The organism is Micromonospora sp. NBC_01655 (assembly GCF_026339755.1).
In the GTDB taxonomy this organism is placed as follows: Bacteria; Actinomycetota; Actinomycetes; order Mycobacteriales; family Micromonosporaceae; genus Micromonospora.
Map to the genome: position 1 here is coordinate 3,034,538 of NZ_JAPEQF010000001.1, position 14,086 is coordinate 3,048,623.

The 14,086-nt window shown below is 70.5% G+C and carries 9 protein-coding genes; 6 read left to right on the forward strand and 3 right to left on the reverse strand.

The features are described 5' to 3' along the window. Positions 1 to 7: 7 nt before the first annotated feature. Positions 8 to 2,158, reverse strand: a complete 2,151-nt coding sequence (ligA, locus tag OOK41_RS14330) for an NAD-dependent DNA ligase LigA (RefSeq protein WP_266265292.1) — start codon at positions 2,156 to 2,158, stop codon at positions 8 to 10. Between the two features lie 181 nt (positions 2,159 to 2,339). Beyond that, the gene (locus tag OOK41_RS14335) at positions 2,340 to 4,763 is read right to left on the reverse strand and encodes a beta-galactosidase (RefSeq protein ID WP_266265294.1); all 2,424 of its coding nucleotides are present in this window, start codon (positions 4,761 to 4,763) and stop codon (positions 2,340 to 2,342) included. Positions 4,764 to 4,882: 119 nt separating this feature from the next. Here OOK41_RS14335 and OOK41_RS14340 point away from each other — a divergent pair, with 119 nt between their 5' ends. The 5 genes from OOK41_RS14340 (at position 4,883) to OOK41_RS14360 (ending at position 10,613) form a co-directional block, all read left to right on the forward strand. After that, a complete protein-coding gene (locus OOK41_RS14340; RefSeq protein ID WP_266265297.1) occupies positions 4,883 to 5,914 on the forward strand; it encodes a LacI family DNA-binding transcriptional regulator in 1,032 nt (343 codons plus the stop codon). Positions 5,915 to 6,105: 191 nt separating this feature from the next. Continuing rightward, positions 6,106 to 7,224, forward strand: a complete 1,119-nt coding sequence (locus OOK41_RS14345) for a sugar ABC transporter substrate-binding protein (protein ID WP_266265299.1) — start codon at positions 6,106 to 6,108, stop codon at positions 7,222 to 7,224. A 1-nt stretch (position 7,225) separates the two neighbouring features. Beyond that, a complete protein-coding gene (locus tag OOK41_RS14350) occupies positions 7,226 to 8,188 on the forward strand; it encodes a carbohydrate ABC transporter permease (RefSeq protein ID WP_117672304.1) in 963 nt (320 codons plus the stop codon). A 2-nt stretch (positions 8,189 to 8,190) separates the two neighbouring features. Further along, complete coding sequence (locus tag OOK41_RS14355) at positions 8,191 to 9,039, forward strand: carbohydrate ABC transporter permease (protein WP_266265301.1); 849 nt, start codon at positions 8,191 to 8,193, stop codon at positions 9,037 to 9,039. A gap of 29 nt (positions 9,040 to 9,068) precedes the next feature. Further along, positions 9,069 to 10,613 carry a glucoamylase family protein gene (locus OOK41_RS14360; RefSeq protein ID WP_266265303.1) on the forward strand — a complete coding sequence of 515 codons (1,545 nt, stop codon included), beginning with the start codon at positions 9,069 to 9,071 and terminating at the stop codon, positions 10,611 to 10,613. A 250-nt stretch (positions 10,614 to 10,863) separates the two neighbouring features. Here OOK41_RS14360 and OOK41_RS14365 read toward each other — a convergent pair whose 3' ends face one another. Further along, positions 10,864 to 12,717, reverse strand: coding sequence for a xylan 1,4-beta-xylosidase (locus OOK41_RS14365; RefSeq protein WP_266265305.1), 1,854 nt, complete (start codon positions 12,715 to 12,717; stop codon positions 10,864 to 10,866). Positions 12,718 to 12,961: 244 nt separating this feature from the next. On the opposite strand from OOK41_RS14365, the gene OOK41_RS14370 reads away from it, so the two are divergent. After that, positions 12,962 to 13,942, forward strand: coding sequence for a helix-turn-helix domain-containing protein (locus OOK41_RS14370; RefSeq protein ID WP_266265307.1), 981 nt, complete (start codon positions 12,962 to 12,964; stop codon positions 13,940 to 13,942). Positions 13,943 to 14,086 lie beyond the last annotated feature (144 nt).

The window sequence follows — 14,086 nt, forward strand, 5'->3', positions numbered from 1 at the left end:
GTTCGGCTCAGGCGAGGATCCTGCCGATGGTGTCGATGTCCCCGGTGGTGTGGGCGTGTAGGAGGGCGGCGAACTGGTCGGCGGGCAGGATCCGGATGCCGAGTTGCTCGGCCTTGTCGGCTTTCGTGCCGGCACCGTCGCCGACGACGACCATGTCGGTGCGTTTGGACACCGATCCGGAGGACTTCCCGCCGAGCGTTTCGACGGCCTCGTTGCCCTCGTTGCGGGTCAGGCCTGGGACGGTGCCGGTCACGACGACGGTCATCCGGGTTCCGTCGGGCTTCTGTAGCGGGAGAGGACGGGCGGCTGCGCCGTCCGGGGCCGGGGCGGCGACGGCCGGGGCGCCGGGTTCGGTCATGTTCACCCCACGCGCGGCGAGTTTGTTGATCACGCTGGTCAGCTCGACCAGCTCGGCGGCGATGGTGGCAGCGCGTTCCGGGCCGACGCCCTCGACCTGTTGGAGGTCGTCGACACTGGCGTCGAGCAGGGCCTGCATGGTGCCGGAGTGTCGGGCCAGCCGCCGGGACATGGACCGGCCGGTCATCCGTACCCCGAGGCCGGTCAGCACTCGCGACAACGGCCGGTCCTTCGATGCCTGGATGTTGGCTACCAGTTTGCCGGCGGAGATCTCGCCCATCCGGTCGAGCGCGGCGAGGGTGGGCACGTCGAGGTCGTACAGGTCGGCCGGGTCGGTCACGAGCTTGGCTGCCACCAGCAAGTTGATGATCTTGTCGCCGAGTCCTTCGATGTCCATCGAGTCGCGGGCGGCGTAGTAGGCGAGGGACTCGTGCGCACCGCAGGCCCGACCGCGGGTACAACGCCATCGCTTCTGCGAGCGGTCGACATCGCCGCCGCAGCGGGGACAGACCGTCGGGGGTTCGAACGGCGCGGCGTCGGCCGGCCGGTCGTCAAGCTTGGCACCGATGACCTCGGGGATGACGTCGCCGGCGCGGCGCACGAACACGGTGTCGCCGGCGCGGACGTTGCGGCGGACCAGGTCGTCGAAGTTGTGCAGAGTGGCGGAGGCGACGGTGACGCCATCGACGACGACCGGTTCGAGCACAGCGACCGGGGTGATCACGCCGGTGCGGCCGACCTGGACCTCGATGCGCAGAAGCCGGGTGGTGCGGGTGTCGGCGGGGAACTTGTAGGCGATGCCCCACCGCGGTGCCCGGCTGGAGAAGCCGGCCCGGTCCCGGTCGGCGGGCTGGTCGGCCTTGATGACCGCCCCGTCCACCCCGAACCCCAGCTCCCCGCGGCGGGTGCGCAGAGCATCCACCGCGGTGATGACCTCGTCGACGCTCACGCACAGCGACATTCCGGCCGCCGAGGTCGCGGTCGTCGCGACGCCGAGCCGCCCGACGTGGGCCATCGCGACCGAGTGCGGCACCGGCTCACCGTCAGCGCCGTCGAGGCCGTGTACGGCGTAGGCCAGAAACGACAGCGGCGCGTCGTAGGCGCGGTCCTGCGCACGCAGGGTGCCGGCTGCGGCGCTGCGCGGGTGCGCGAACACCGGCTCGCCGTGACCGGTACGCAACACGTTGGCGGCGGCGAAGTCGGCGTCGGTCATGAACACCTCGCCGCGTACTTCCACGGTCAACGGCTCCGCCAGGCGGGCAGGCAACCCGACCGCCCGCCGGGCCTGCCCGGTTACATTCTCACCGGACCGCCCGTCACCGCGGGTGGCGACCATGGTCAGCCGCCCGTCAACGTACCGGGCAGCGACCGCCAGGCCGTCGATCTTCGGCTCGACCGTGTACCCACCGACTGGCCGGCCCAGCAGCCGCTCCAGCCGGACGGCCCACTTGCGCAGCGTCTCCTCGTCGAACACGTTGTCCAGGCTGAGCATCGGCGAGCTGTGCTCGACGTCGCCGATCACACCGCCGCCGGCCGCGACCACCTCCGTCGGGGAGTCGTCGGCCTTCCACTCCGGGCGGGCGACCTCGGTCGCGGCGACCCGCGCCAACAATGCGTCGTAGGTCGCATCATCCATAACCAGGCCCGGCCCGCTGTAGTACGCCGCGGCGGCCGTCCGGACCTCGGCGATCGCTGACCGGTACGCCTGCACCGAATCGAAGGACTCGGCGCGCGCGGCGTCAACGACCAAGTCGACGGCGTCGACCAGCTCCTCAAGACCTGTAACACCGGGGCTGGCCATCGCCGACCTCCTTGACTTCGCGCCGGCCACGCCCGCGGCGGCGGCGCGGCGCAGATCGCCCGACCTGAGCTGACCTGCTACCGCAGCCTAACGATCGGGTCCGACATCGACGCCACCATCGGGCGCGGGATCATGCCTACCCCAGTTCCAGCCGGGGCGGCGCGGCCAACTCACCGGGCGGTCAGCCGATGCTGACCCGGACCGGTTCGCCATCCGGGGCCCGGACGGTCAGGGTGGCCCGACCATCGGCGACGGTCACCTCGCCCCGGTCGGCGTGTACCGGCCGGTCGGTGGCGAAGACAGCGACATCCTCGGCCTGGGTCGGCTGGAGTAGCACCTCCGAGCCGTTCCGGGCCACCAGTTCGCAGCTGCTCTCCAGCAGCGTGGCCGGCCCGACGCGGATTCCGGCAGGCAGCATTAGCCCGGCGCGGGCGCCGATCCGCAGCCGCCGGCCGGACAGTACCGGCTCGTCCCGATGCCACAGGCCGAACTCGATCGCCGACGGCGCGACGTTGACCAGGTGAAGCAGCCGCTGGCCGGACCGGTCCACGGTTGAGGTGAGCAGCAGCCCGGGTGCGCCTGCGTCGTGTCGGAGCCGAGGCCGCACCCCGAGCCGGTCCAGCGCTGCTCGCCAGAAGTCCAGGTGGCACGGGTAGTCGGTGGCGATCACCACGACCCGGCCGGCGCCCACGGTCACCTCGACGCCGCAAGCCCGGCCGGAGCCGACCTCAATGAGCAGCCGTTCACCGGACCCGGTGAGCAGTTGGGCGTAGCCGCCCCGGACCTCGGCGGGGCCGGCCGCCCAGCCGCGGCCCACCACCGATGGGAAGTAGTGCGGGCCGCCCTCCAGCCAGCCGTCCGCCCGCAGCCCGAGCGCGTCGGCCAGCAGGGTGCACGGTGTGCCGTCGTGGTCGCGGGTGGGCAGCGGTCCGTGCAGCAGCAGCCGGCCGCCGGCCCGCAGGTGGTCGACCAGCCGCTGCTGAACGTGCGAACCGAGGGTGGGGGCGGTGGCCAGCACCACCACCGGCGGCGTGCCGCCCGGCACCTGCGCTGCGCCGCCCGGTGCCGGAGTCTGCAGGTCCACTGCGGGGAACGAGTAGCCGGCGAGCAGCAGCGCCCGCGCCAGCACGTCCCGCGCGCCCATGCCGCGGAACCGTTCCAGCTCGGCGACCTGCTCCGCCCGGTTGCTGGACGCCGGGTGGTGGTACTCGGTCAGGTAGTGGTCGGGTACGAATCCGAGGGCGAACCCGTCGTGTTCCTCGTCGCCGTCGGCGAGCAGGTCGGCTACCCCGCGTACGGCGTGTAGCGCCCGTCGGGCTGCGGGGTACGTCGGGTTGAGGCGGCCCTCCGGGTCGACCGGGGCGGCGAAGCCGTGCCGCTCGCCGGTGAACGCGATCCGATCGTTGCCGTCGCTGACCGGCTCGGCCAGGGGCGGGTTGTGACCGCCGGCGAACAGGTAGAGGTTGAGCAGCCGGTTGCCCTGCGCCACGCAGAGTCGGGTTTTTAGGTCGATAGCCTCGGGCGGGTACAGCGTCGACAGGTCCTCGCCGTAGTCGCCGTTGCCGGCCTCGAACTCCAGGCAGGTCAGCGGCTGGTCGCCGTCGTGCGCCGCGGCCAGGAACGCGTTGGACACGTACAGGTCGGCGACGTTGGTGACGGTGAGGTCGCCGAGGTAGTAGTCCGAGCCGGAGGTGAGCTGCGGCTGCCCACGGTACGACTCCATGAGCTGGCTGATCCCGATCGGGAAGGTGCGCCCCCGCCCGCCGCCGGTGCCGTGCACGTTGACCAGGAACGGCACCCCGGTCACCCCGTATCGCTCGGCGCTGGTCCGCAGCGCCGTCACGTACCGGCGGTAGCGGTCCCGCATGTAGCGCCCGAGGTCGTCGTGCAGCGCCAGGGAGCGTTCCTCGACCGGGGTACGCAGCGCGGCAGACCACGCCGCCGGATCGGCCGGGTCGGCGCCGATCCGCGCCGCGGCGGTGTCCGTGCCGTACCGTTCGACGGCCCAGCGTGCCAGGTCGGCGCAGAGGCCGTCGGTGAGGTCGGGGGAGTTGGTCACCCAGGACAGCATCCCGATTTCGTTGTCCAGTTGGACCGCCACCACGGGGCCGCCGCGCGGTGCGAGGCGCTCCGCGATCAGTGGCATCACCTGGGCGTACCAGCCGTCGGCCGCGGCGAGGAACTCGGGCGCCAGGTAGTCGATGGTGCGGGTGCTGACCGGTGCGCCGTCCCAGGTGGTGGGGAGCAGGTGGGGGTGCTCGTCGTACACCCGGTAGGGGATGCCCTCGTTCTTGAGCTCGGCCATGATGAACGGGCCGGGGCGGACCACGGCCCGCAGCCCGTGCTGGTGCGCGAGGTCGAGGAAGCCGGCCAGGTCGCGTTGCTCGTGGGTGCGCCCGGTCAGGTCGGCCGAGCGGTCGGGGAGTTCGTGCCACAGCCACGGCACGTAGGTGGCGACGGTGTCGCCTCCGCAGTCGCGGAGCTGGTCGAGCCGGTCCGCCCAATCGGCCCGGGCGAGGCGGAAGTAGTGCACCTCGCCGGCGAGCAGCAGCTCGGGCCGGCCGTCGACGAGGATCCTGCGATCCCGGAGTAGCACTTCTGTCATATGGGGCAGAGCTCCTCACACGGGAGATTGTGGATCAGAGACTTGTGAACTTCGTCTCGGCTGCCTATGGTCGGCTGAAACCGGTTTCTGTTAACCGCACGTTACGGATCGAGGGAGCGATGAGCAACAGCCGCATGACGGTTCGCGAGATAGCGAAGCTCGCCGGCGTCTCCGTGGCCACCGTCTCCCGGGTCTCCAACGGCACCGGCCAGGTCTCCGAGGAGATGCGCCGCCGGGTGCTGGACGCGATCGAGAAGCACGGATATCGCCCCGACCACCTCGGTCGGGCCCTGGCCGCGGGCCGGCACGGCGCCCTCGGCCTGGTCTTCCCCGGCCTGTCCGGCCCCTACTTCACCGAACTGATCCAGGGCTTCGAGTCGGAGGCGGTGCCGTCCCGGGCCAGCGTGCACATCCTCTGCACGCACCTGCGCTCCGACTCCGACGACCAGGTGCTGGAAATGGGCCGCCGGGTGGACGGTGTCGCCGTCATGGGCGGCACCATCTCCGACGAGGCGCTGCTCCGGCTCGCCAAGCTGGTCCCCGTGGTGGTGGTCGCCGGCGAGGGGCCCGGCGACATCCCCTCGGTACGCGCCGACAACGTCGGCAGCATGCTGGCGCTCACCCGGCACCTGCTCGCCGACCACGACCTGCGCGACCTGGTCTTCGTCGGCACCCCGGCGGGCTCGCCCGACGTCAGTGAACGCTGGGCCGCCTTCCGGCGGGCGCACCACGACCTCGGCATCGAGCCGCCCGCCGAGCCGGTCGCGGTCAGCATGCAGCAGGCCGACGGGGTGCTCGCCGCCGACCAGTTGCTGGGCGGCGAAACACCCCGGCCCGCCGGGGTGGTCTGCGCCAACGACGAGACCGCCCTCGGCGTGCTGGTCGGCGCGCTCGGCCGAGGCTTGCGGGTGCCGCAGGACCTGATCATCACCGGCTTCGACGACGTGCCGGTCGCCGCTCTCGTCGCCCCCGCACTGACCACCGTCCGGCAACCCGTACGCGAGTTGGCCGCCGAGGCGGCCCGGCTGATCCTGCGTGCCGCCGGCCGGCCCGGCGACATCCCTGGGGGCGGTCTCGTGCTGCCCACCGAACTCGTCCTGCGCCGCAGTTGCGGCTGCCCGGCGCCCCCGACCGGAGGCACCGGCAGGTAACAGCTCACACCCTGAAAACCACCAACCCCTGGAGGTACGACATGAGAAGCAGGCGGTTAGCCGCTGCGGCGGGGATCGTCTTGGCCGCGTCGGTCGCGCTGGCCGGTTGTGGCCGTGACTCGGGCGGCGGCCAGGAAGAGGCGAAATCTGTCGGCGCAGGCAAGGCGAGCGGGGACATCACCGTCTGGGCGATGGGCACCGAAGGTGAGAAGCTCGCCGAGTTCGCGAAGGAGTTCTCCACCGAGAACCCCGACGCCAAGGTCTCCGTGACGGCGGTGCCCTGGGACGCGGCGCACCAGAAGATCGCGAGCGCCATCGCCGCGAAGCAGACGCCGGACGTGTCGATGATCGGTACCACCTGGCAGGGCGAGTTCGCCAAGACCGGCGCGCTCGACCCGACCCCGTCGGATCTGATCAAGAAAGACGACTTCTTCCCCGGCGCCTGGGACACCACGATCGTCGACAGCACCTCGTACGGCGTCCCGTGGTACGTCGAGACCCGGCTGATCTACTACCGCAAGGACATGGCAGCCAAGGCCGGGTTCCCGGGCGGCCCGAAGACATGGGACGACCTCAAGGCCATGGCCAAGGGCATGAAGGAGAAGGCCGGCGCCAAGTGGGGCCTCAACCTCCAGCCCGGCAAGACCGGCAGTTGGCAGTCGGTTATGCCGTTCGCCTGGTCCAACGGCGCCGACGTGGCCAGCGCAGACAAGCTGAGCTTCGACACCCCGGAGATGACCGAGGCGCTTGCCTACTACCAGTCCTTCTACAAGGAGGGCCTGTCCCCGACCGCGCTGCCGGACGGCTCGCTCGAGCCCGGCTTCGTCAAGGGTGAGATCGGCGCGTTCATCTCCGGCCCGTGGCACATGGGCATCGTCGAGGATCAGGGCGGCGCCGGCTTCAAGGACAAGTACGCGGTCGCGCAGATGCCGACGAAGAAGTCGTCGACCTCGTTCATCGGCGGCAGCAACCTCGCGGTCTTCAAGGACGCCAAGAACCGTGCCGGTGGCTGGAAGTTCGTGCAGTGGCTGAGCAAGCCCGAGGTGCAGGTCAAGTGGTACCAGGCGGTCAAGGACCTGCCCTCCGTGCAGTCGGCCTGGAACGACCCGACGCTCACCGGCGACACCCTCCTGACCGTGTTCGGCCAGCAGCTCAAGAGTGCCAAGGCACCGCCGGCGATCACGACCTGGGAGCAGATCGCGGCCGCGTTCGACCTCGAGGTCGAGAAGCTGTGCAAGCAGAACGCCGACCCGGCCGCGACCGCGAAGGCGATCCAGCAGCAGGCGAGCGCCATCGGGACCGGGAGCTGACATGACCGGCGCCTCCCCGGCGACGGCACCGGCGCGACCGGCCGGGGCGACCAGCACCGACCGGCCCGCCGGGTCGGTCCGGCGGCGTCAACGCCTGCGGCGGGCGCTGACCGGCTGGGCCTTCTCCGCGCCCTTCACCGTGTTGTTCCTCGTGTTCATGGCGCTGCCGGTGGTGGCGTCGCTGGTCATGAGCTTCACCGATCTGCGCTCCACCGACCTGCGCAACCCGCTCGCCGTCAACGTCGTCGGCATCGACAACTACACCCGCCTGTTCTCCGACGACCTGTTCCTGCGGTCGTCGGTCAACACGCTGGTCTTCGTCGTCGTCGGGGTGCCGCTGACCATGGTGCTGGCGCTGGCCGCGGCGACGGCGCTCAACTCCGGGCTCGTCCGCTTCCGCGCGCTGTTCCGGGTCGGTTTCTACCTGCCGGTCGTGACCAGCATCGTGGCGATCGCGGTGGTCTGGCGCTTCCTGCTCGACCCCGAGATCGGGCTGGTCAACAACCTGCTGCGACTGGTCGGGATCGACGGGCCGAGCTGGCTGTTCGACACCAGGCTCGCGCTGCCGTCGCTGATCGTCATGGCGGCGTGGCGCAACTTCGGCTTCCTGATGGTGATCTTCCTGGCCGGACTCCAGGCGGTGCCGGCCGACCTCTACGAGGCGGCGACGCTCGACGGCGCGACGCGGTGGCAGCAGTTCCGCAACGTCACCCTGCCGATGCTGCGGCCGACGCTGCTCTTCGGCGGGGTGATCACCGGCATCGGCTACCTCCAGCTCTTCGAGGAGCCGTTCGTCATGACGCAGGGCGGTCCGCTCTCCTCGACGCTGTCGGTGTCGTTCCACATCTACAACCAGTTCGGCTTCGGCAACTACGGCTACGCGGCCGCCGCCAGCTACGTGCTCTTCCTGGCGATCGTGGCGCTGTCGGTCGTGCAGTTCCGCCTGCTAGGGGAGAGGAACTGACGATGGTCGCAAAGGACGCCGCCTTGCGTACCCGTGACCGGGTCGCCAAGACCGTGCTCTACGTCGTCCTGGTCCTCGGGCTGCTTGCCGTGGCCGGACCGTTCGTCTGGATGGCGCTCTCGTCGGTCAAGCCGGAACGGGAGATCCGCCAGGTGCCGCCGACCTGGTGGCCCGAGACCTTCACGCTCGACAACTTCCGCGAGCTGTTCTCCCGGCTGGACTTCCCGCTCTACTTCTTCAACTCGGCGCTGGTCGCGACCCTGGTCACGGCCGGTAACCTGCTGTTCTGCTCGCTCGTCGGGTACGCGCTGGCAAAGCTGCGGTACCCCGGCAGGCGAGTGCTCTTCCTGGCCGTGCTCGGCATGCTCATGGTGCCCGGCATGGTGACCTTCGTCCCGCAGTTCGTGCTGGTCAGCAACATGGGCCTGACCAACACGTACACCGGTCTGATCCTGCCGTTCCTCGTCGGACCGTTCGGCGTGTTCCTCATGCGGCAGTTTCTCCTGTCGATCCCCGACGACCTCATCGAGGCGGCCCGGGTCGACGGCGCCGGCGAGTTCCGGATCTTCTGGCGGGTGGTGCTTCCGCTGTGCCGGCCGGCACTGGCCACCCTCGGGATCCTCACGTTCCTCGGTTCCTGGAACAACTTCCTGTGGCCCCTCGTGGTCGCCACCACGGAGGACAAGTACACGTTGCCGGTCGCCCTCGCGCTCTACAGCGTCGGCCAGAACCGCATCAACTACGGTCTGCTGCTCTCGGGAGCGGTCGTCGTCGTGCTTCCGGTGCTCATCGTGTTCCTGCTCCTCCAGCGGCATTTCCTGCGCGGCATCGCGACCACCGGAATCAAGTAGTCCATCCCCGGAACGAGACAAGGAGACCCATGCGACGCCTTTTCGCACCGCTCCTCGCGCTGGCGCTCGTGCTGGCAGGCGGCTCGACCGCCGTCGCGGCACCCGACGAGCGCGGCGCCGACCGGGCCCTGCTCGGCTATGCCAAGGACACGTGGCGGTCGATGGTCGCCATGACCGACCCCGGCACCGGCCTGGTCGCCGACAACATCACCGGTGACCTGGCCGCCGGCGGCCGCGCCACCTACACGTCCCCCACCAACATCGGCGGCTACATGTGGTCCGCGGTGGTCGCCCGCGAGCTCGGCATTATCTCCAGGGCGGAAGGCCGCGACCGGATCGCCAAGACTCTCGACACGCTCGCCCGGCTCAGGCACCACACCGCGTCGGGCATGTATTACAACTGGTACGACCCGCGGGACGGCTCGGTCGTCACGGTCTGGCCCGACAACGGCAGCACCGTCTACCCGTTCCTGTCCAGCGTGGACAACGGCTGGCTCGCGGCCGCGCTCAACGTGGTCAAGGGCGCCGTGCCGGAGCTGCGCGGCAAGGCCGACGCGATCCTGCGGAAGATGAACTTCGGCTTCTACTACAACCCGGCGGCGGCGACCCCGTCCGGGGCCAGCGGCCTGATCGCCGGCGGCTTCTGGGACGCGCCGCCCCCGGGATGCTCGCGGCAGCGCGACGGCGTCTGGTTCACCTGCAACCACTACGACATCACCGTCACCGAACCGCGCATCGCGACGTACCTCGGCATCGCGATGGGCCAGATCCCGCCAAAGGCCTACTACAACACGATGCGCACCCTGCCGGCCACCTGCGACTGGAGCTGGCACGAGATGCAGCCGGTCGGCTTCGACACCACCTACGAGGGCGTTCCGGTGTACGAGGGCGCGTACCAGTACCGCGGCATCCAGTTCGTACCCAGCTGGGGCGGCGACATGTTCGAGGCGCTGATGCCCGACCTGTTCGTGCCCGAAGCAAGGTGGGCACCCAACAGCTGGGGCCGCAACCACCCCGCGACGGTCGCCGGCCAGATCGAGCACGGGATGAATGACGCCCGGTACGGTTACTGGGGCTTCTCCCCGGCCAGCGACCCGGCCGGCGGTTACATGGCCTGGGGTGTCGACGCGATGGGCATGGACACCGACGGCTACCCGTCCGACATGGAGCGCTCGAAGTACGACGCCGGGTTCGGCGACTGCCGCCCGGCCGGCCCGGACCCCGACTACGGCGACGGCGTGGTGACCCCGCACGCGGCGTTCCTCGCGCTCCCGTACGCCAAGGGAGCGGTCGTCGACAACCTCTCCCGGCTCAAGGCCAACTTCGACTCGTACGGCCCCGGCGGCTTCTACGACGCGATTGCGGTCGGCAGCGGCACCGTGGCCAAGCGGTACCTCTCGCTCGACCAGGCCATGATCATGGGGGCGCTCGGCAACGAGCTCGCCAACGACCTCGTCCGCCACGCGTTCGTCTCGCCGCAGTTCGAACGCCGGATCCGCCCACTGATCGCCCAGGAGACGTTCAACGTTCCGGCCAACCAGGACCTTCCGCAGCTGCGCGGGGCCGGTTCATGACGGCGAGTGGCATCGTGGCGCAGGTGTAGGCACCTGTCTGACCCGTGGATCGTGCCATGGGGCGCGCGTCGTTCGGTTAGGCAAAGGCCCTGGTCACGCTCGATCCGGGAAGTAGGCCCTCAGCCACCGGCTGGGGGCCTACTTCCGGAAGTACGGTCTGCGAGGAACTGCACGAGCGTGCCCGGCCAACCCGTCGACGGCCGGCTCATCGACGGCGACGCCGCCAAGGCCCTGCTGCCCGGGCCCGCCCTCAGGCCCCGGAGACCTCGACCAGCACCGCCCCGGGTTGCGGCAGGGTCAGCTCGATCACCGCGGCCCCGTCCTCAACGTCCGGGTGCACCCTATTCGCCGTGAGCTGGTCAGCGGCGCGTAGGGCCGCCCACTGCTCGTCGGTCGGCCAGTCGGCGACGCCCAGCCGGTCCGCGAGCGTGGTGATGTCGCCGTGCTCCCGGTCCAGCCGGGTGACGAGCGCCGGCCGCCCGGCGGCATGGTCGATGACCAGCCGGATCCGCCGGGCCAGCGCCGGATCCCCGTCCCACTTGCTTTGGTCGAGGGTGGACACCCAGAGCAGCACGGCGAGGCTCCCGTCCGCGCGCCGGCTGGCCCAGGTCTGTACCAGGCCGTCGGCGCCGTCGCCGGTGGCCCGTACCGGCAGTTCGGTCTCGCCGAGCTGGGCGAGCATGCGCAGCGCGTGGTACCGCGGCTTGGCGATGCCGCCGACGGTGAGCAGCCCGAACCCGCCGTGCAGCAGCCTCGGCGGCCGGCCGAGTTCCTCGAAGTGGTCGCTGGCCACCCAGTAGGACAGCGCGTCGACCCTGCCGGCGGCCGACCGCATGCCGGTGAGCAGGAAGGTGCCGGCCGAGGTGCCGTCGTTGACCGGGTGGAAGTGGGTCGGGGTGACGCCCCACTCGGTCCACAGGATCCGCGCGTCCGGGAAGCCGAGCCGGGCCAGCGTGGGCCGCAGGTCCAGTGGCGGGCTGCCGTATGTGTGGGTGGAGACGAAGTCGACCGGCGCCCCGGATCGGGCGGCGTGCTCCAGCAGCGCATCCACCCAGCCGGCGGCCGCCGAGGACGGGCCGCCGACCGGGATGCGCGGGTCGACGTCTTTGACGGCGCGGGCGGTCACGTCGTACAGCCGCATCCACTCCTCCCGGCTGCCGGACCAGAAGACCTCCAGGTTGGCCTCGTTCCACACCTCGAAGTCCCAACCGAGCACCTGCTCGCCGTACCGTTCCAGCAGGTGGGCCACCAGCGCCCGAACCAGCCCGGACCACCGGTCCCAGTCGCGCGGCGGAGAGATGATGCCGCGGTAGGCGAAGACGGTGCGGTCCGGGTCGCTGGCCAGGTCGCGGGGCATGAACCCGATCTCCACCACCGGCGTCATTCCGATGCCCAGGAGCAGGTCGTAGACCTGGTCCACCCGGCTGAAGTCGTACACCGGCTCGCCGTCGACCTCGCGGTAGACGCCGAGGTCGTCGTGCAGGATCGAGTGCGCCCGTACGGTGGTCACGCCGATCTCGTCGCGTACCCGGCGGAGGGCGGCCAGCAGTTCGGTGCCGATCTCCCGGCCGCCGGAGCGGTCCCGGCAGAGCAGTTGGGACAGCCGCTCGCTGCCGATCATCGGCTGCCAGGGCCGGTGCAAGGTGGCGCCTGCGGCGTCCGAGTCGAGGTGCAGCGTGACGGTGGGCGGGTCGCCGCCGGCCGGCAGGGCGGCCGCCGGGACCGGGTCGCTCAGCGCGCCGATCACGGTCACCTCGGGTACGGCGGCCACGGCGTACGCGTACCGTTCGCCCGGGGTGCCGGTGGTGTCGACGCACCAGGTGTCGGGAACGGAAAGCACGTCTCCGCCGAGGTGGTCCACCGGGGTGAACGGCCCGGACACCCGGTCGTCGTCCAGCGTTGCGCGATGCACCAGGTAGCCGACCGCGCCGTCGACGGGCTGCCAGGAGAGGCGGACGTGTCCGTGGCCGGGGGTGGCGGTCAGCCCGGCCGGCGGTGGCAGGTCGGGTAGCGCGGCCGTGCCGCCTTCGTCGCTGCGACGGGCGATGCGGGCTTCCCAATCGGTCCGGGCGTCGGACGACTCGGGTCGGCTGGCGTTCGTCACCGGGTACCTCCTGGCGGTCGTGGTTGATCCGGTTCGAGGACTGTAACCGGTTACCGTCGGACGTGCGATCCCCAGCGATGGCACCGACGAGCAGTGGGCGCCGATCGGACCGCGCGGTATACGTGAGGTCCCTGGGCGGTTGGCCGCCGGTCCGCCAGCAGAATGGGGCTTCGGCGCCTTCGACGTGGCCGTTGGACGGGCTCAATTGGATGGGCTCGCCCGTGTTGGTCACTATGGTTGGTCGATGGACGTTGTCAGCACCGCCGACGTCTCGCCGGGCGACCGGTTCGCCTTCTGGCGCGAGGTCAGCGCGAAGCTCTGGGTACCGTACGACCTGGCCCGGGAACGGCAGGCGGAAACCGGATTCGAGGCGCGGGTCGGCATCAGCGAGTTCGGCCCGGTGCAGGCGACCCTGATGACGACGATGGCGCACTCGGTGCGCCGCACGCCCCGGCTGATCCGGCAGGCCGACCCGGAAGTGTTCAAAGTGAGCTGCACGGTCAGTGGCAGCGGCACGCTGACGCAGGACGGCAGACGCGCGGAGTTCGGCACCGGGGATCTCGTGCTCTACGACACCTCGCGTCCGTACGTGGCCGAACTCCGGCCGGACGATTCGACGAGCCGGATGCTGCTCCTGCGTTTCCCACGTGCTCTGCTGCCGTTTCCTCCCCAGGAACTGCGTGAACTGAGCGCCGTCCGCATTCCCGGCGCCCGCGGCGTCGGCGCGTTGTCGTCGCGTTTTCTGCTGCAGCTCGCCGACCAGATGGACGAACTGACCCCGGCCGAGACCGCGCGTCTGGCCACCCTGACGCTCGACGTGCTGATCACGGCGTTGGCCGACGCGCTGGACATCCAGAAGGTCGTCCCCGCGGACACGCGCCAGCGGGCGCTGACCGCCCGCATCCACGCCTTCATCCGCGACCATCTCGGTAACCCGGACCTGACCCCGAACGTGATCGCGGCAGCGCACCACATCTCCGTGCGCTACCTCCACAAGCTGTTCCAGCAGGAGGAGCACACGGTCGCCGGCTGGATCCGCGTACAGCGCCTCGATCGGTGCCGCCGCGACCTCGCCGAACCCCGGCTCGCCGGCCGCACGATCAACGCGATCGCCGCCCGGTGGGGATTCACCAGCGCCGCGCATTTCAGCCAGGCGTTCCGCGCCCGTTACGGCCAATCGCCCACCGAGTTTCGCCAGCAGCTCCCGACCGTGCACGGAGACTAAACACCTGTGCACCCAGTCACAACGACAGATGTGGATGCGGCGGGCAGTCTCGTCTCAGGAGGTCGGCTTATCCGAGGCGACAGCACTGAGAAGGAAATCATGCGCTCGTGGGCAAGAGTTCCGTCACATCGTCAAGAGAGGTCC